At 40.0% G+C, this 17,869-nt stretch carries 24 protein-coding genes and 1 pseudogene; 5 read left to right on the top strand and 20 right to left on the bottom strand.

What is annotated here, in order from left to right:
- Positions 1–32 precede the first annotated feature (32 nt).
- The 16 genes and pseudogenes from MFLO_RS11620 to MFLO_RS15725 form a co-directional block, all read right to left on the bottom strand.
- Positions 33–792: pseudogene (locus MFLO_RS11620) on the bottom strand (TrmH family RNA methyltransferase).
- Positions 793–884: 92 nt separating this feature from the next.
- Positions 885–1,862 (bottom strand): NAD-dependent epimerase/dehydratase family protein, encoded by a 978-nt coding sequence (locus MFLO_RS11625; RefSeq protein ID WP_036098156.1) that lies wholly within the window; start codon positions 1,860–1,862, stop codon positions 885–887.
- Positions 1,863–1,971: 109 nt separating this feature from the next.
- On the bottom strand, positions 1,972–3,051 hold the full coding sequence (locus MFLO_RS11630) for a M42 family metallopeptidase (RefSeq protein WP_036098157.1): 1,080 nt from the start codon (positions 3,049–3,051) through the stop codon (positions 1,972–1,974).
- A gap of 121 nt (positions 3,052–3,172) precedes the next feature.
- Positions 3,173–4,216, bottom strand: a complete 1,044-nt coding sequence (locus tag MFLO_RS11635; protein WP_036098158.1) for a glucosaminidase domain-containing protein — start codon at positions 4,214–4,216, stop codon at positions 3,173–3,175.
- 277 nt (positions 4,217–4,493) lie between these two features.
- Positions 4,494–5,291, bottom strand: a complete 798-nt coding sequence (locus MFLO_RS11640; protein WP_479481401.1) for a glucosaminidase domain-containing protein — start codon at positions 5,289–5,291, stop codon at positions 4,494–4,496.
- 811 nt (positions 5,292–6,102) lie between these two features.
- Positions 6,103–6,252 carry a hypothetical protein gene (locus tag MFLO_RS15610; protein WP_156065865.1) on the bottom strand — a complete coding sequence of 50 codons (150 nt, stop codon included), beginning with the start codon at positions 6,250–6,252 and terminating at the stop codon, positions 6,103–6,105.
- Between the two features lie 273 nt (positions 6,253–6,525).
- Positions 6,526–7,161, bottom strand: coding sequence for an NAD(P)-dependent oxidoreductase (locus MFLO_RS11660; RefSeq protein WP_036098164.1), 636 nt, complete (start codon positions 7,159–7,161; stop codon positions 6,526–6,528).
- Between the two features lie 60 nt (positions 7,162–7,221).
- Positions 7,222–7,647 (bottom strand): Rrf2 family transcriptional regulator, encoded by a 426-nt coding sequence (locus tag MFLO_RS11665; protein WP_036098166.1) that lies wholly within the window; start codon positions 7,645–7,647, stop codon positions 7,222–7,224.
- A gap of 50 nt (positions 7,648–7,697) precedes the next feature.
- Positions 7,698–8,720 carry a glycosyltransferase family 2 protein gene (locus tag MFLO_RS11670; protein ID WP_051993629.1) on the bottom strand — a complete coding sequence of 341 codons (1,023 nt, stop codon included), beginning with the start codon at positions 8,718–8,720 and terminating at the stop codon, positions 7,698–7,700.
- Between the two features lie 12 nt (positions 8,721–8,732).
- A complete protein-coding gene (locus tag MFLO_RS11675) occupies positions 8,733–9,716 on the bottom strand; it encodes a glycosyltransferase family 2 protein (RefSeq protein WP_036098168.1) in 984 nt (327 codons plus the stop codon).
- 119 nt (positions 9,717–9,835) lie between these two features.
- The gene (locus MFLO_RS11680; RefSeq protein ID WP_036098169.1) at positions 9,836–10,246 is read right to left on the bottom strand and encodes an Hsp20/alpha crystallin family protein; all 411 of its coding nucleotides are present in this window, start codon (positions 10,244–10,246) and stop codon (positions 9,836–9,838) included.
- 68 nt (positions 10,247–10,314) lie between these two features.
- Entirely contained in the window at positions 10,315–10,935 is a 621-nt protein-coding gene (locus tag MFLO_RS11685) for a GyrI-like domain-containing protein (protein ID WP_036098170.1), read from the bottom strand.
- A 2-nt stretch (positions 10,936–10,937) separates the two neighbouring features.
- Positions 10,938–11,246 (bottom strand): GyrI-like domain-containing protein, encoded by a 309-nt coding sequence (locus tag MFLO_RS14780; protein WP_338151526.1) that lies wholly within the window; start codon positions 11,244–11,246, stop codon positions 10,938–10,940.
- A complete protein-coding gene (locus MFLO_RS11690; protein ID WP_051993631.1) occupies positions 11,143–11,757 on the bottom strand; it encodes a MerR family transcriptional regulator in 615 nt (204 codons plus the stop codon). The genes MFLO_RS14780 and MFLO_RS11690 overlap by 104 nt, the downstream gene beginning before the upstream one ends.
- 58 nt (positions 11,758–11,815) lie before the next feature.
- The gene (locus MFLO_RS11695) at positions 11,816–12,370 is read right to left on the bottom strand and encodes a CPBP family intramembrane glutamic endopeptidase (RefSeq protein ID WP_162148158.1); all 555 of its coding nucleotides are present in this window, start codon (positions 12,368–12,370) and stop codon (positions 11,816–11,818) included.
- Positions 12,306–12,560 (bottom strand): hypothetical protein, encoded by a 255-nt coding sequence (locus MFLO_RS15725; RefSeq protein ID WP_051993633.1) that lies wholly within the window; start codon positions 12,558–12,560, stop codon positions 12,306–12,308. Before MFLO_RS15725 ends, MFLO_RS11695 begins: the two co-directional genes overlap by 65 nt.
- 96 nt (positions 12,561–12,656) lie before the next feature.
- Here MFLO_RS15725 and MFLO_RS11700 point away from each other — a divergent pair, with 96 nt between their 5' ends.
- Positions 12,657–13,697 (top strand): S66 family peptidase, encoded by a 1,041-nt coding sequence (locus MFLO_RS11700; RefSeq protein ID WP_036098171.1) that lies wholly within the window; start codon positions 12,657–12,659, stop codon positions 13,695–13,697.
- 14 nt (positions 13,698–13,711) lie between these two features.
- Here the strand turns inward: MFLO_RS11700 and MFLO_RS11705 are convergent, their stop codons facing one another.
- Both MFLO_RS11705 and MFLO_RS11710 read right to left on the bottom strand, forming a co-directional pair.
- Positions 13,712–14,173, bottom strand: a complete 462-nt coding sequence (locus tag MFLO_RS11705) for a threonine/serine exporter family protein (RefSeq protein ID WP_036098172.1) — start codon at positions 14,171–14,173, stop codon at positions 13,712–13,714.
- A 15-nt stretch (positions 14,174–14,188) separates the two neighbouring features.
- Positions 14,189–14,947, bottom strand: coding sequence for a threonine/serine exporter family protein (locus tag MFLO_RS11710; RefSeq protein WP_036098202.1), 759 nt, complete (start codon positions 14,945–14,947; stop codon positions 14,189–14,191).
- A gap of 206 nt (positions 14,948–15,153) precedes the next feature.
- Here MFLO_RS11710 and MFLO_RS17050 point away from each other — a divergent pair, with 206 nt between their 5' ends.
- The 4 genes from MFLO_RS17050 (at position 15,154) to MFLO_RS11725 (ending at position 16,716) form a co-directional block, all read left to right on the top strand.
- Positions 15,154–15,357, top strand: coding sequence for a DUF1801 domain-containing protein (locus MFLO_RS17050; RefSeq protein WP_338151527.1), 204 nt, complete (start codon positions 15,154–15,156; stop codon positions 15,355–15,357).
- A 10-nt stretch (positions 15,358–15,367) separates the two neighbouring features.
- Positions 15,368–15,745, top strand: coding sequence for a YdeI/OmpD-associated family protein (locus MFLO_RS17055; RefSeq protein ID WP_338151528.1), 378 nt, complete (start codon positions 15,368–15,370; stop codon positions 15,743–15,745).
- Between the two features lie 212 nt (positions 15,746–15,957).
- Positions 15,958–16,287 carry a DUF1801 domain-containing protein gene (locus tag MFLO_RS11720; RefSeq protein WP_077913236.1) on the top strand — a complete coding sequence of 110 codons (330 nt, stop codon included), beginning with the start codon at positions 15,958–15,960 and terminating at the stop codon, positions 16,285–16,287.
- A 36-nt stretch (positions 16,288–16,323) separates the two neighbouring features.
- Positions 16,324–16,716, top strand: a complete 393-nt coding sequence (locus tag MFLO_RS11725) for a YybH family protein (RefSeq protein WP_420912535.1) — start codon at positions 16,324–16,326, stop codon at positions 16,714–16,716.
- 149 nt (positions 16,717–16,865) lie between these two features.
- On the opposite strand, the gene MFLO_RS16050 is transcribed toward MFLO_RS11725, so the two are convergent.
- Both MFLO_RS16050 and MFLO_RS11730 read right to left on the bottom strand, forming a co-directional pair.
- Positions 16,866–17,054 (bottom strand): BRCT domain-containing protein, encoded by a 189-nt coding sequence (locus MFLO_RS16050; protein ID WP_206538336.1) that lies wholly within the window; start codon positions 17,052–17,054, stop codon positions 16,866–16,868.
- The gene (locus tag MFLO_RS11730; protein WP_241433647.1) at positions 17,032–17,670 is read right to left on the bottom strand and encodes a 3'-5' exonuclease; all 639 of its coding nucleotides are present in this window, start codon (positions 17,668–17,670) and stop codon (positions 17,032–17,034) included. The genes MFLO_RS16050 and MFLO_RS11730 overlap by 23 nt, the downstream gene beginning before the upstream one ends.
- Positions 17,671–17,869: the final 199 nt, after the last annotated feature.

Consider the following 17,869-nt stretch of genomic DNA (forward strand, 5'->3'; position numbering starts at 1 on the left):
TAGAACAAACTTCCAGAAGTTTGTTCTATTTTTTATTTGCGTAGCGCGTACATTAAAATACCGGCAGCTACCGCTACATTTAACGATTCACTTTTACCATAAATCGGAATATAAACTTTATGCTGAATATGCTGCTCCAAGTCTTTTGAAATACCGTTTCCTTCATTCCCCACCATGATGGCGAACGAATCTTTACGCGAAATTTGATCATAGCTTGCTGCTGTTTCATCTAAAAACGCCCCGTAAACAGGAATTTCTTCATCATGAAGACGGAAAAGCCATTCCGATAAATCCGCTTCGATGACTGCAATATGAAAATGGCTTCCTTGCGTACTGCGAATAACTTTCGGATTGTATAAATCCGCAGAACCGCGTCCGAGAATAACCGCATCAAATCCAGCAGCATCTGCTGTTCGAATAATCGTTCCTACATTTCCCGGATCTTGCACCGCGTCCATCAGCAAAAACTTTTTCCCGACAAGAAAAAGAAGTTCCGGTTCAGTCATTTCTACAACTGCAAAGATCCCTTGCTCTGTTTTGGTTTCGCTTAAAACCGAACTGACCTCTTCACTGATAAGTGTTACAGAAACTTCTCCGCCAAGAAAACTATCAACAGCAGGATTTTTTTCTTCTATTATAAGTTCACGAACAAGACCATCTTGAGCTAACGCCTCTTCAACCAAATGAAAACCTTCAATTAAATACGTGCGATGTTCCAGTCTTCCCTTTTTTTGTCTTTAATTTCTTCCACTTTTTGACGCGCTCATTCTTCGTAGATCGAATACAATCCATAATAGTTCTCCTTTGTAACATTTTTGTAATCTAAATCGAACTTTTATTTTTAATTCATAGTTATTACCAGTGATAAACAGGTGCCAAAAGACCTATTGAAGTTGCGCAAGCCTTGCCCTGACAGCATCCTCAAGCCCTGGCTCATCTTGATAAAAGCGAGAATCCAACTGATTTTCATCCAAAACAAGCGATCTTTGCTTTAATTTAGCACGTTCGATTGAGGCAAGTCCAGCTTCAGAAGCATCCTCGCGCAACCTTTGCCGCTCTGCCATACCTTGTTTTTCCAAGTCAGCAGCAGTGACAAGCTTTATTTCAAAAGGAAACTTCGCCTCCGCTTGAAGAAGCTCATAAACGCGTAGCGCTTCCATATCCCCAGATCCAAGCAGATAACTTCCAGAGCCGAGCCTATCATCAGTAAGCACCGTTTGAAGCGCCCGCGAAAGCCCTGCCTCCGTCAAAAATGTCCAACGAATAGGTTCTGCTTGAAACAATGAAGCTTCGCTGGTTTGGCGAATCTGTTTAAAATGGTGTGCAAAAGAAGTGGTTTGATCAGGATCATCGAGTAAAAGGAAAGGAGTGAGCAAAACCACTACTTGAAAATCGCGTGCTGTAAGTTCATCTGCCAGCTTTTCTTGTTCAAGCGTCGAATGAATAAACGGATGTACTTCACTAAGTTCAAGTTCCGGCCATTTTCGCGATAAAGCATTATAAAACGAAGTAAATAATATAAACCGTCTTACACCGGCTTCCTTAGCAAGTTTCATCAAGCGTTCAAGCGGCTCCACATTTTCTCGAAAAAAGAATTCCTGAGCCGGTTTTGGTGCGATCGTATCCGAGCTGAGTGTGGAAGTATAAAACACCGTATCCATACCTCTTAACCAACGTATAACCTCTGCGTCCGACAAGCCTGTAAAATCACCAAAGCAATGATTTTCCAAAGAAAGTTTAAGCAGTTTTTCTTGAAGCGGCGGTTTTGAGATCGAATGAACAGAGTAGCCGTTTTTTGACAGTAGTGTAATCGTTTGAAACCCAAGCACACTCGTTCCGCTCGTCACAAAAATATTTTCCAATGCAATCGCTCCTTTTATTGGAATGGTTCTATTGTAAAAAGAAATCAATGAAAATGCAATTGTAAAAAAGAAGCGCCCAATTGATGGACACTTCTTTTCGCCGTATTTATCAGCCGAACGTAATTTGTTTTACCGTTTCAGCATCCAAGCGTTTGATCACTTCCGTCAAAAGTTTCACTGCTGCATCAAAATCATCACGATGCAAAATTGAAGAATGAGAGTGGATGTATCTCGTTGCAATGGTAACCGGAAGCGATGGGATACCATTACCAGTAAGATGAATCGAACCTGCATCTGTACCGCCGTTTGGAATAGCTTCAAATTGATAAGGAATACCCAGTTCATCGGCTACATCCGTGACAAAATTTCGCAAACCAGGATGGCTTACCATGGAAGCATCATACAAAACAATTTGCGGTCCTTTCCCCATTTTGCTTTGTGCTTCTTCCGGCCGAATTCCAGGAGTGTCGCCGGCAATCCCAACATCAACTGCAAACCCAATATCTGGTTTCACGAAATGAGCCGCTGTTTTAGAACCACGCAAGCCGACTTCTTCTTGCACTGCTCCAACGCCGAAGACAGTATTAGGATGATTTTCTTTCTTCAAGTTTTTCAACACTTCGATCGCAATCGCCAGACCAATCCGATTATCCCAAGCTTTCGCAAGGAGGAACTTCTCGTTTTTCATTACCGTAAAATCAAAAGCAGGAACAATCATATCGCCAGGGCGAATTCCAAAACTTTCTGTTTCTGCTTTGTCAGTAGAACCGACATCAATAAACATCGATTTGATTTCAAATGATTTTTGCCGTTCTGCAGCCGTCATCAAATGAGGCGGTTTCGAGCCAATCACACCTGTTATTTCTTCACCAGAACGAGTGACGATCGTTACTTTTTGTGAGAGCATAACATGAGGCACCCAGCCGCCAACAGTTTGGAATTTCACGAAACCATTTTCGTCGATTTGAGTAACCATAAAACCAACCTCATCCAAGTGACCGGCAATCATAATTTTGGGGCCGTCTTCCTGCCCTTTTTTAATGGCAATACTACTACCAAGGCCATCTCTCACAAGTTCATCAGCTGAATCTTTTATGTATGATTCGAACACTTGCCGTACTTCGCGTTCATTTCCGGCAATGCCTTTCGCATCTGTTAAATCTTTTAACATTTTTAATCCTTCGTCCATTTCAAACCCTCCCATTCTTCTGCCTTCATCATTATAGCAGAAAAATCCTCAGAAGCCTCTTAAAATGCACAAAAGCTGAAAATTAGGAATAATATTTATCCGCTAATTTTCAGCTTTTTTCTTATAAATTGATCTGCAGTTTTGTATTCGTCACAAGTGTAATTGTGCTCATTACAGCAAAGCGTTGATAAAAAGAAGGTGATTTGCTTTTTGAATCTCCGAGAGCAAATTCACGACGAAAGCCTTCATGGCCAATTAATTCTTGATGCCACGTTGAGCCGCCAGTCATGAGTCCGAGGCTTTGATTTTTAAAAGGTGATTTTCCAGTTGATGCATACATGATTTCAACGGCATCACTATTCACCCATCCAGAATCATTGCCAAACTCAATTTGATACCAAATTTTATTATTCGCGATTTTTGCTTCGCGCAAGATTTCAATTTTAGGGTTAAAATCGCTCGAAAAACGTGCCAATAATTTTGCATGACTGTCATTTGGCGAATTCCAAACATTTAAAATGTAATTTTCTTTCATTCGACCGACCGCATAAGTTTGAGTACCAAGAGGTTGTGTTTCCGAAACTTGGCTTTCTTTATCGTAAGTACTTAAGCCAAATTTCTCAATAATCGCAATCAGTTTCACCGAATAATTCGGATCAGAAGAATAACCCGTAGAATCAAGTGCTTTCGCAGCAAGACGATAATCGGATTGATCGACTAAATCCTGATAGAGATTTGGATTCCAGCTTGGACCGTTTGCAAACAGCTCAGCATGATCAGCCAGTGATTCGTACCACGACGGATACGCTTTAAAGCCGGCAGCCGTTCCAACGAAGGAAGCTCCATTGTGTTCTTTTGTCGGCAAATAAATTGTACGTCCATTGTACGCTCCTTTAATGCCGAATAGATTGTTCCCCTTTTTCGCAAGCTGACTCTTTCCCCAATTTGATTCGAGGATCGCTTGAGAAATCGTAATGCTCGCTAAAATCCCATGTTCCTTTTGAACTTTTTTGGCGTGCGGCGCAATCTCATTAATGAAAGCTTGTTGCGTGGAAGTTAAACGAAATGAATCGTCCGCTTTTGCTTGCATAGGAAGAGCGATCATCGAGAACGAAAGGCTCACGAGACCTATCTTAAGCAAGTGCTTCTTTGCAATTGAAAACATAATGATTTTTGCACATCCTTTTTTAATAAATTTTTTATACCCTTTTGGCGTATAAAAACATGTGTTCTTTCATAGCAACCATTTCATTCTAACAAAACTTGCCTGTAATATAGATTTCTTTTATATTACAAAAATTACAACAATATGAAACTCCTTCTGGTTTCAAGCTTTCCAAAAACGAAAAAAAAATTAAAAAAAAGGATCAAAACGCACCTTTTTGGGTCTATTGAACTATCAATAAGACAACTAAAAAGCGCTGTTTTTAATCCTTTTTAAGTTAATTACCTTGAATAAGCTCCGCTTTGACCCAACCTGCTGTCTTTTCTCCAACAGTAAATTGAAGCCATTTTCCGGTGCTTGTTGTGGCTTTTCGAATCACGGTTATGGTATCGCGCGCATAATAGGCAAGCGATTCATTTTTTGTTGCGCCAGGAAGGCCATAAGGCATACCATAAACGGTTCCATCTGCATCTTTTTTAACCCTTGCTTGATATGAAACACGCTTATTCGTGAGCCATTTTGCCCCAACCTGATCATAACTCGTCAAATCATAAGTTTCGATCAATGATGTTAGCTTTGACGCATACGTCGGATCGGTCGCATAACCCGCATCCATAATCGCTTGAGCCGCAGCTTTATAATCCTTTGCTTCAATAACCGAACGGTACTTGTCTTTTGCCCAAGAAGTCCCGTTTAAAAATAAAGCAGCATGATCATCGAGCGATTCATTCCAGCTTTGGTACTTGCGGAAGTTGGCTTTTATTTCAATCCATTTTCCATCTTGAAATTCCTTAGTCGTCATGTTAACGATTGGAGCTCCGGCAGAAGCCTTCACACCGAATAGATTATTTCCTTTTTGGGCAAGCGCACTTTCGCCCCAATTTGACTCGAGAATAGCTTGAGCAAGTGTGACGCTTGTTAAAATATTATGTTCTTTTTGAATTTCCTGAGCGCGCGGCAAAAGCTGATTGATAAAGCGTTGTTCTTTATTTCCGTAAGCAGGATCTGGCGCCGTATACTCCAAGTAAACATTTCTAAGCATGGCAGCTACGATAAACACTAAGACGACGGCCACGCAAATTCCAGCTAACATATAGATGCGTCTTTTTTTTCTTTTTCGTCATTTTTTTTCAAATAAGCATCTCCTTCTGTCTGCTATAGCTTAACGATACTGGAAAAACAGACAGAAATCAATCCGCCTTGCGCCTAATTTTACATTTCATGGACAAATCTTAAGCTTTTCTTTCCCGTCTACTATTTCTTGCACAAAAAACTCGCAGCAGTGTGATAATTAACAATTTCTGCGAGTTTTTGCGCGTTAAAACGAGATGAACGAATTTATTTTACTTGCACATGCATAGTTACGGTTGTACTGATTCCGAATCGATCTGTGTAGGAATAATGCGTATCAAAATTGGCTTGAACATTCGCGACATAGTCTGGTGAGGCTGTAAGTTGATTTCCTCCAACTCCCGGCCAAAGTGACTCATTATACGAATAAGCGTATATGTATTTTAAGTTTGGTGCTTTATTCCCTGCAAAATCAGTGGCATACGCCCAAAAGTCTGAACCTTTTTTTGACCTGGATTGTTTCATCATATAAATAAAGAATGGGCGGTGTTTCAGCTGGTGTAAAGGAAGATTTATCCATCAACTGGATGCCTTTATCAAGTATAGCTCCTGTTTTACTTTTAAGTGTACCAACCACATATGCGCTTGGTTTTTTAAATGAGATAGCATATTCTGTAATCGTATAATCGGATTCTGTGTCTTTCCATGACAGTTCTGTTTTTTTACTTCCAACAACATGGTCATAGCTGTCATAGGCAGTCCACTCAAACGATCCTACTTCGCCTTTATAATGTCCCTTTGCTACTAAACTCGATTTAAAAAAATGTCATTTCATTTGGATTAAACTGCGGCAAGTTGGAACTGTAAATTTGATCCCCTAACTGAACATCCATTGCATTTGCCAAGCTTGGTACGATAAAGATTAAACTTAAGCTGAATAAAACAATTGCTGCTGCTTTTTTCATTTTTTCCATCTCCTTTTTTGTTAACGTTTTCATCATAAATTTTATCATCTCCCCTTTGCTAATTCTGTTTAGAATTCTCGACAATTTGATGAATGTTTTGTGAACTTTTCAATATTTCGTTTCTAAGTAGATGTAGAAAAAGCACTTCTAACTCTCCTCTACAACATGCTTTAAATGGATAAAGCTTTATGTGTCATCTGAGCAACTTTTGATGTTAAGTCTTCACTAAATAAAAAATCCCTCATCAGAAAGCTGATGGGGATTTTTTATCCTTTATTTCATACCCAATGTAATACGTTCACGTAAATGCTTGGCATTCACCATTTCATCTACGAAGCCAAGTGCGTAATCAGCATAACTAATTTCGCTTTCGCCAGCCGAATTGGCTAGGAGATTGTCGTTTCCAAGTTGATATTCGCCGGTTCTTTCCCCCTCAGGGTTGAAAAATGCTGACGGACTAATATATGTCCAGTTGAGTGCACTTTCTTGCTCAAGCTTCTTCAAACCTTCGCCCATATTGCTTGCAGTCGGTAAAAAAGCATCCGGAAAGTCTGGTGTATCCATTAAGCGCGTTGTTTTTGCAGGATCAACATATAGGCTACCTGCTCCGCCAACAACCATCAAACGAATCTCTTCATGTCCTTTCAAAAGATCAACCAAATGTGCAAGAGAAGTTTGATGCATCTCTTCTTTGCCGATCGGTGCGTTAAAGGCATCTACGACAATATCTTCATCTTTTATATCATCAAAAGTTAAATCAAATAAATCTTTCTCTAAAACTGCTACTTTCGGATTCGTGATTTTTTCTTTGTTACGGACAATTGCTGTAACCTCGATACCACGTGATAAAGCTTCCTCCATAATTAAATGTCCTGCTTTTCCCGATGCTCCAATAATTGCTACTTTCATTTCCATTTCCTCCTTATATGTAACTATATTAGTTACAAATTATTCTTTATGTAAGACGAATCATAGATTCGTCTTACTTGGCATATTATGAATAATATCCTCTAAACTAACATCTTTCAATTCTGCTTCCATTTTGCTTTGTGCCGCGATAAAGGTTTCATCAAGTGCTGCTTGAATATTTGCTCCGACAAAGCAGTTCGGATTAGGATTTTTATGCATATCAAACAACTGTTTTGAACCTTCGACGGCTGTGTAAATCTGATAAAGCGAAATTTCAGCAGGCGAACGCGTCAAATAAGTAGCACTTAAACCTGGGCTTGAGTGCAAAATACCGGCTTTTTTTAACAGACTCATAATCCGTCTAATCACAACCGGATTCGTTCCAACACTTGCCGCAATATGATCAGAGGTTATTTGCTTGCTGCGCTCGCTGTCAATCAGCACTAAAATATGAACCGCAACACTAAAACGCGTAGAAATGGCCATTTCCTCACCTCTTTGTAACTATTATAGTTACAGGTCGTTTGATTGTCAATTTATTTGTTTTTCGACTGTCCGAAAATACGTCGAAATGCTTTTTCAAGAAAATACATCCTGCTTTGATATTTAAATGCTACCGTACGATTTTTTAGCAAAGCGGTAAACATCTTTTGCTTGCGCAAAGGTAGTTTTGAAAATACTTTACTGCTATCTGTTTGATTTAAATAGGCAATAACGCGTTCACGAATCGCTTTAAAATCCGATTTGGGTGCAGTAAACAGCCATTCAATCATTGAAAATAAATCAATCTCAAGGAACTTATAGGTTTTAGCTTCTATCAGTTCACTGTCCCCTGAGCTTTCAAATGCAGCATCACACACACAGAGAGCATCTAAGCGGTCATTAACCATTCGCAGATTATTTTTCTGTTGCGTGATGGAGCGGCTTTTTGAAGTACGATACCTCCAGTAATAGCCAACGCAAGGCAGCAAGTTGACATGCTCAGCTTTTAAATAAGCCGGTAGCGTAACTGGAATGTCTTCAAACGTTTTGCCAACAGGAAAAGCAAATTGATTTTCTTCCCAAAAACTACGTTTATATAATTTATTCCAGCTGGTTGTATCATAGAGCAACTCATGTGACTCATGCAAATTTGTTCCGATTTTCGTTTCTTTCATAAAGTGCTCATGTAAAACAGAAGGATAAACATCCTCACCGCGCAGTCTGCTCACGCCGATCGTTACGATTTCAGCATCTTGTTTTTCAAGACTTTGCACCATTTTTTCATACATCGTCCGGTCAATAACATCATCACTGTCAACAAATGCTAAATAGGTGCCGGTAGCATATTTTACCCCGTCATTACGTGCAGCAGACAAGCCGCCGTTTTCCTTATGATAAATCGTTAAATGCGGAAATTGTTCTTTTAATTTTTCTAATTTTTCTAAAGTATCATCGGTTGAACCATCGTCAATAACGATCACTTCTAAATCCGGATACGATTGTGTCATGACTGATTCAATACAGGCTTCAATGTATTCACTGACGTTGTAAGCCGGAATAATTACACTAACTTTCATAATTCTCTCCTTTTAAAAGCCCGTTTGCTGGCGTCTTTTTTCAAATGGAATTTTCCAGACCAAGTCGCCCAGTCGGATAAAACCGGCAAGATAAAGCCGCACTGCTATTTTTTTCAAGCACGCCGTAAGACCGCTCCCAGACATATATCCGTTACGTTTCCATTTTGGGAAAGTCTTTTGCATCGTTTCCCGAACCTCCAAAAGAGCTTGCTTGCGTAATTGATGATCCTTCAAATCGATAATCTTCCGAAGAACCGTTCGATAAACCAAGTGCTCCATATAGAGCCATTCGATCTCTTGTTCATTTCCATTATAAACCGAAAGTCGCTTCGCTTCACTTACCACATGTTCAAGCATTGGAATAACTTCTAAAAACTTTGTATCTTGTACAAGATTGGACTGCGAATCGATCCGGTCGGTTTGGTAAAAGTACAATGCTTCATTAAGTTTCACTGGATTTTCCGCACGCAAAACGACTGCCGGTATCATCCCTAAATCCTCATACCAGTATCCAAGTGGAAAGCGAATATCTGAGAGTAGCTTAGCTGCATAAAACTTATTCCAAGGAACGCTTCCTGCATCCGTTAAAAGATGTCCGCTATTCCGGTTTACATATTGCTTTTCGCCAGCTTGATTGACATTATACGAAGTAAATAAAACTAAATCGGCACCGGTTTCTTCTGCCGTATGTAAACACATTTCCACAAGATCCGCGCGAATCCAGTCATCGCTATCTACCATAATGATATAATCTCCAGTTGCAAGATCAAGCCCTTTGTTGCGTGCGCCGGCTTGACCGCTGTTTGGTTGATGAACTTGCCTTACTCGCGGATCAGTCAATTGATCAATCAACCGTCCTGATGAGTCGGTGGAACCATCGTCAATCAACAAAATTTCGAGATGCGGATAAGTTTGTGCAAGGATAGAATCGACACAACGCATCAAATCTTTTTCTACATTATATAAAGGAACAATGATGCTCACTAATTTTTCCATATTCAAACTCCTTTAAAGCGTGAAATCCCCTATACTTTAGGATACCTGTTCTAGTATAGTTTGTCTATCAAAAATGCAAAAACCGCGGAACAGAAGTTCCGCGGTTTGAAAGGTTAGAATTAATTGATTGGGATGCGACTTTGGCTTTTATCTGCCACCTTGTTTAATGTCACAGTTAAAACTCCGTCGTGGAAAGCTGCTTCAATCGCATTTGGATCGACATTTTGAAGTGCAAAGCTCCGGCTGAATGTACCTCTTGAACGTTCGCGGCGAATGTAATTGCCTGCTTCGTCTTTTACGTCAGCCTGATTTTCGTGGCTTCCTCCGATTGTCAAAATACCATTGTTGAAATCAACTTGGATATCCTCTTTTGTTAAACCAGGTAAATCAGCTTTTACTTGATAGGCTTGGTCGGTTTCTGAAATATCCACTTTCATTTGGTCACGACCCCAGAGAGGCTCGTTTCCATCAAACAAAGATGGGAAAAAGTCAAAGAAGTCGTTGCGATGCATTTGTGGTAAGTTACTCATCATTCATCACTCCTAAAACTTATATTTTCTTACCTACAAGCTTATTATATACCTTTGATCAAAATAGATCAAACTTTTTGATCAACTGCAAATCGAAGAACGGTTTTTCTATTTTCTTCGGCTACGCGACGCGGGTCAGACAAATAAATTTCCTTGTGATTTTTTGAACTTCGCGTAAGCCCATTTTCGGCCGCATATTTTTCCATCAGCTCAAAGCTCGCAGGTTCGGAATCATAGGAACCGATGTGCATCATTTGAACGGACGGCCCGTCAGTGATCCTTTCCAGTTTTAGCTCAGCTATTAACTCGGCAGATAGCTTTTTTTCAAGCATCGGCAAAATTTGGCGGAAAAGTTTGGGGGTAACAAATTCCGGCTGACGTATCATCACTTTATAGACAAATTGAGATTTATCAAGCGGTCCGTCATCACGCTGATCTGTTGTCCAGTAGCCTTCTAGTGGATAGACAGTGTACTCAAAATAACCATCTGGGATGATATCTTTTTTCGGAAGCATTCGAATTGTGTAGGCGGCTGTATATAAGGCGCCGATGCGTTCTTCAAACTCGGGTTGATTGGGATCGCCTTTTCCGTTGATTGTGAGGTAGCTGAATTCAGGAACCTCGATGTACATTGGTTTTTTCTTCGGTAAATACAATTCTTTTTCTTCTTTGCGCCATTCGTATTTCATAGTTATTCTGCTCCTTTCGTGATTGGAAAACAAGCTTCGGTTAGCCACTTTTCTGGATCTGGATCAGCGGCTGGGGAAACATGATAGATGTTGAACATCGGACCGTTTAAGCGATAGGCATTTGCTTCAAGCCAGTTTGCAGCAGCCTCAGTTACAGCTGGCATTTTCTCATAGGAGCCGCTGAATGTGACAGAAGCGATTTCTTGCTCAGGTGCTTTTTTTATATGTAATGGTTTGATCTGATGTTCCAAGGTCGCTAATAACCGTTTGGACTTCGATATCTGGAAATGCATCTTGATACGTTTCATCATGAAAAACAGCAATATCGAGCTGTAGCGTGGATGAGGGTTTGACAGCATCACGTTGCAAAGCTTCATACAGCTGCTGCCAGAGTTGTTCTTCGGCTTGGTAAGTCGGAATTTTGCCGCGGCAGCTTGCTACTTTTCGTGCCGGCAGTGTTTTTACTTCCACCAAATAGTCATCCGTCGTTTCAAAAAACGGCTTGGCTTCTTGAAGGCGAACCAGTTGCGAACGAATTTTTTCAGCTTGTTGTAACAGGTTTTGGTATCGTTTTTCATAAATTTGGACTAATTCTGCCGCTTCATTTCGACTTGCTAAAATAATTTTGATTTCTTTTAGCTCAAAACCCATGGATTGCAGCAGCTGAATTTGTTTTACATCGTGAAGTTGTTTGGCTTCATAGTATCGATAACTGCTGTCTGGATCAATGCTTACTGGTTTCAGCAAGTCGAGCTTGTCGTAATGACGAAGCATCCGGATACTCACCTGAGCGAGTCTTGAAAAATCTCCAATGCGAAACATCTTTATTCCCCTTTCTTCTATTATAAAGTGTGACAGAGTGTGAGGGTCAACTGTATACTTACAACCCTAAAAGAGGTAAAGCAAACAAAATACTGTCATAGAGTAAATGAACGATATAGGAAACCCAAATGTTCTTGGTTTTCAAGTATGCATAAGTTAGGAACAGCCGAGTTACGCCAATAACCATCAAACTTTGCAGGAGATTCCAGTTATAGGTGGAAAGATGCATTGCCCCAAAAAGCAGCGAAGACAGAAGCCATGCAACGAGAATTGCTTTTTTGCGACTCCAGCCAAACGTATGCGTAAACCATTGTAATAGCAGTAAAAACGGGATAATTGCATAGAACTCTTCGCCCAAAAGTTGGAAAATATCGGTGCTGAAGTTGAGAAAATACTCCGCAGCTGGATGAGCGGATGAATCCGGTATCACAGAAGGATTGCTCGCCAAGCTCGTAAATTTGGCTGCAATCACAGCTAGTGTATTGGATACAATAATCGTCACAATCGTAAGCCAAATAATCAGCCAAACATCTTTCAAATGAATCTTTTTAAAAAGCAGGGTAAGATTTTGTTTCATTGTAAAACCAAGTCCAGCAAAAATAAATAACAGCATTACAATCGGTCCAGTATACATCGCTAAAAAGGGCGGAAAAATAGCTCCCCAACTCGTATAAGTGGTAAGCAGAAAAAAAACTTCCCCCAATCATAATACTGATAAATAGCCATTTAGCCGGACTTAACCATTCTGGTTTGCCGTTATAAAATGGAAAATCTCCCCGTTCAGCAAAAAAATCTTTTTTCATGTTAAACACCCTCCTTTTTTGTTATTGTTATTCCCGTTCTCGCTTTATTGAAATCATTTTGCTATGATTGAAGAAATAAGATTTGAGGTGACCTTGATGCTTAATTTGACAAAACCGTCAGCTCTAAAGCGCGGCGATAAAGTGGCAACGGTAAGTTTATCTTGGGGCGGAGCCGGCGATACCGAATTTCTTTGGCGCTATGAACAAGGAAGTAGACGCCTCAGAGATCTTTATGATCTTGAAGTTGTAGCAATGCCGCATACGCTTGCTGGTTCTGAAACCGTTTATGAACATCCTGAAAAGCGAGCAGCCGATTTAATGACTGCCTTTGCTGATCCGTCAATTAAAGCGATTTTTTCTTGTATTGGCGGCAACGACAGCATCCGGATGCTGCCGTTTCTTGATTTTGAGTTGATGCGGGCGAATCCGAAAATTTTTGTTGGATATTCCGATTCTACAATTACTCACTTGGCATGTTTGAAAGCAGGAATTTCAAGTTTTTACGGTCCAGCAATTTTATCTGACTGGGCAGAAAACATTCAGCTTCCAACATTTACTGCCGATTATTTTTGGGCACTGGCCTTTGAAGCAAAAGCACCGCTTACATTTGATGTTTCGGATGAATATACAGCTGAATTTTTGCCGTGGCTGATTGAAAATCGCGATATCGCACGTAAGTTTACGCCTAACATGGATGGTTATGAGGTTGTTCAAGGTGAACATACGGTTTCCGGTCCTCTACTCGGCGGTTGCTTAGAAGTGCTTGAGATGGCAAAAGGAACCGCACTTTTCCCGCAACCAAGCGATTTTGACGATGCCATTCTTTTCCTTGAAACTTCGGAAGAAATGCCGCCCCCTTGGTGGTTTGAAGATACTTTGCGTAATTACGGTGCACAAGGACTATTAAACCGAGTAAACGGCATGATTTTTGGGAAGCCGCAAAGCGGAAAATACTATGACGATTACCGGGCACTGGTTGTCAAAGTTTTAAATGAATTCGGTTTAGCCGAACTCCCCGTTTTTTTCAATGCTAGTTTTGGTCACAATGAACCGAAAATCACCCTTCCTTACGGACGAATGGCTGAACTTTCCCCAGAAAACCGAACATTTAAGCTGCTTGAAACAGCAGTCGAATAAGGAAAGTCGTTCTCTTAGCGGAGAACGGCTTTTGTGCGTTTCAGGAACGGTTTAATCAAAATGAGGAAAATAATGTTGCCGATTATAATTCCGCATGCAAGTGCGACAGCAGAAGCAATTACGTTAAAAAATGTCACTTGTGCGATGCCGGTATGACCGATGAAAAGCTCTTTAAACACTTCATAAAATGTAATTCCCGGAACAACAGGAACAAGACCCGGAATAAAATAAACAGTTGATGGATATTTGCGAATATAGCTGTATGTATAACTCAGTGTGCTTAAAATCAGCGAACAGCAAAAACTTGTGATAAACACATTAAACCCATTTTCACTTAGGAAATGATAACCAATCCAGCCCGCGCCGCCAACGATACCTCCTGCAATGATGGTTTTATTCGGAATACGGCAGAGGAAGCCAAAAGCGCATGAAGCAATGAAACTAAAAATAAAATGGTAGAAAAGCTCAAAAATCATTCTAAAAAGCCCCTTTTAATTGAATAATAGAATTACCAGTGCCACGCCGCATCCAAGTGCTGCTGCAATAAATAAACTTTCAAATAAACGAATGATTCCGGAAATATAATGTCGCGCCATCAAATCGCGAATCGCATTTGTAATCCCGATTCCTGGAACTAGCGGAACTACAGTCCCAATCATCGTTAAATTGATTTCTGAGCCGACCAGTTGATTAACAAAGTAACCGCAAAGTCCTCCAGCAAAAGTGGACAAAAATTCAAAAATAAATGGATAATCGGCCAAGTTTGTGAGTTTTTGGAAAATGAAATAAGCTGCAATCCCGCCGACGATGCTGCTTGGCACATCATCAAAGCTTCCTCCGAATATCAGCACAATCGAGCCACTTAAAAGCCCCGTAAATAGTAGTTGTTTCCACATCGCATCCTTACGATCATCATAGTCAATAGCTTCTAAGTTCGTTTTCATTTCAGCAAGGCTGATTTTATCTTCGGTGAAGTCTCGTGAAATTTGGTTGACTTTCACCACTTTTTCAAGGTTATAACCACGGCTATCTATCCGCAAAAAACTATTTTCTTCAAGTCCTGTTTTTACGAAAACACCGGAAAGCGTGACATATGTATAGTAGCTTTTGGCTGCTTGAACACCTAAACTTTTTCGCATAATGCGCTCCATCGTATCCTCAACCCGCGCGGTTTCTGCCCCATTTTCGAGCAAAATTTTCCCCGTCAAAAGCGCGGTTTGAATGATAAAACTATGACTTTCGCTCGTCAAATACGCCCTCCCCTTTCCTTCCTCATTATTATAGGTTGGCATGGTACATTGTGTCAAAATTCTTTTTGAAAAACCAGTTTCCAAATGATCTTTCCAAATCCAGTTCTTACTTGGCGAAATTTGGCGTTTTTTTTGATTTTTTGTAAGATTTTTCAAGTGGATATGCTATAATAATGCCACAATAAAATGAATAGGAGCTTTTTGAGATGGGAAAATTTAATCCGAAAGTGGAAGAATATTTGAATGACCTAACAAAATGGCAAGTGGAAACGGAATTACTTCGTTCGATCATTCTTGAAACAGGACTGTCAGAAGAATTTAAATGGAATAAACCATGTTATGCGTTAGATGGAAAAAATGTCGTCATTATTCAAGGATTTAAGGCACATTGTGCGCTTCTTTTTTTTTAAAGGGGTTTTGATGGAAGATACGGCTGGTTTATTAAAGAAAACTGGGGAAAATACGCGCGTTGGGCGACAATTGCAGTTTACAGATGCCGAACAAATTCGATCAAACCGCGCTGTGATAAAAGCTTATATTGAGCAGGCTATTGCCATTGAACAAGCGGGTTTAAAAGTAGAGAAAGCGGAACATACGTCTACTGTAGAAATGCCAATCGAATTTTCTCGGCGATTAGAGGAAAATATGGCGCTTAAAGAAGCGTTTGAAAGTTTAACTCCCGGTCGGAGAAAAGCTTATTTGTATCATTTCGGCGGAGCTAAACAAGCCAAAACACGTGAATCAAGAATTGACAAGCTTATTCCTCGGATTCTTGCTGGAAAAGGATTGCATGACTAAGCAATTTTGCTTTTGAGCCAGAAAAACTTAAGTTTTCGATGTTTCATTCATTTACCGTACGCCTACCTCTTAATATTATCCGCATTCACTTATTTTTTGACCTGATCATGTTATACTGGAGAAAAGAGTTGGAGGTGAAGGTATTGCTTTAGTTTAAAGATAAAAATGTACAAGCAGTTTTTGATCAATATCCGGAACCGTTTCAGAAAACTTTGCTCGAACTTCGCAATTTAATTTACGAAACTTCTATTGAGATTGGTTCTTCTGAGCCGCTTACGGAAAGTTTAAAATGGGGACAGCCAACTTATTCTACCTTGGCTTCTAAAAGTGGCACTCCGATTCGCATTGATCGGTTTGAAGATGATCAAGTCGCGATTTTCGTACACTGTCAGACCAGCTTAATTGAAGATTATCGTGAAATTCTTGGAGATACACTTACTTTTTCCAAAAATCGTGCGGTAGTTTTAAATCCAGCGCAACCTCTTCCTAAAAAAGAATTAAAGCTTTTTATCGGAGACGCTCTCACCTACCATCAAAAATGACGCAAATACTTCTTGGAGGACATAACGATGGAACAAATAATGAAAGAAATCAAGCAAGTGATTGCCTCTTGCGATCAGCTGATTCAAGATGAAAAATTTAACGAGTTAGTAGAATATTACACGGAAGATGCTGTTTTAGTAGTAAAACCAGGAATAGAGGCGCGCGGAAAAGCGGAGATCAAAACTGCTTTCGCCAAGATCGCTCAGTATTTCGATAACAGTATCAAACCTGTTGAAGGTGAAATGAAAATGATCATTGCGGGCGATACTGTTCTAGTTTTAGCACAAACCTTTATTGAAGCTAGCGAAAAAGCCGTCAAACAATCGGATTTTTCGATGGAACGTCGTGCTACTTATATTTTTAAACAAGTCGATCATAACTGGCTGTGCGCAATTGACAACTCTTATGGCACTTCCCTTCTCGATTAGATGATTTTTAAAAAGCTCTGGCCGCTTTCGCGGCCAGAGCTTTTTTTCGATTGAACTTTCCTTTATTGTGCCATAAAAAAGAAATGGATTGCTATAAAACTAAGCATCCATTTCTTTTTCTATTTATACAGAAGAAAAATCCAGATCCTTCATTTTTCTTTATGCACCACATGACTCCCGACAATCGCCATAAAATCCTCATCCGAAACAATTGCAATACCTTGTTTTTGAGCCCGATCGAGTTTACTGCCTGCCCGTTCTCCGACCACAAGCATCGTTGTGTTGCTTTCGATATTGCTTGAAACATTCGCTCCATTAATAATCGCAGTTTCCTGCATTTTTTTTCCTTGTAAATGTACTTTTCCCAGTAAAACAAATCACTTCACCCTGTAAAACCGCCGAAAAATTATACTTACTCTTCAAATTTTCAATATCAATCGGCGTAGAAGTGTTACTAAAACCTCTTCTGCTTTCACCGACCTTAAACCAAGTTTCAGGCTTAACCAATCTGAGTACCGCTAGCAAACTTGTCACATCTTCGAACGCCGTGTGGCTAGCATCACTTCCGACTCCAAAATGGCGAATCAATTTCCCAAGTGAGTAACTATCAAGCCCTGGCGCCTGATGTTTAATTGCGCGCATACTACAGTAAAACTCAAGCTCCTTAGTTGCCCAGTGATAGTACTCCAAAAATTTCTTATCGAACGGACAATTATGTGCAACAAGCGGGTATCTATAGCGTCCCGTAAACTCCTGAAATTCACGGATAGCGCCTTGATTTAAACTTATATCGCGAAAACCGTATCCAAACCGAGTGGAACCTTGATAGCCTTCGATGGGTATCCCAAGATAAAGCTTATCAACAATTTCGTAGTTTTCAATCGCGAGGCAAGCCACCTCATAGATACCGGATTCAACGGGAAAAGATTGCGTTTCTAGATCGAAAATAATCATGTTTTCCAAAGTGCAAACCTCCTTTTTTATCCCAGTAGGTATAGTAAAATTATACACCTCTTATGAAGGTTAGTCTTCTTCGGGACTTACGAACCAGTTCCAGTAGTTTGTTTTTTTGTATCTGGTAGAAGTTCAAAGCTGGAATATACTTTTTTAACCTTTTTTCACCAAATCACTATTTAATTCAAAAACTCCAGAG

Source organism: Listeria floridensis FSL S10-1187 (assembly GCF_000525875.1).
In the GTDB taxonomy this organism is placed as follows: Bacteria; Bacillota; Bacilli; order Lactobacillales; family Listeriaceae; genus Listeria; species Listeria floridensis.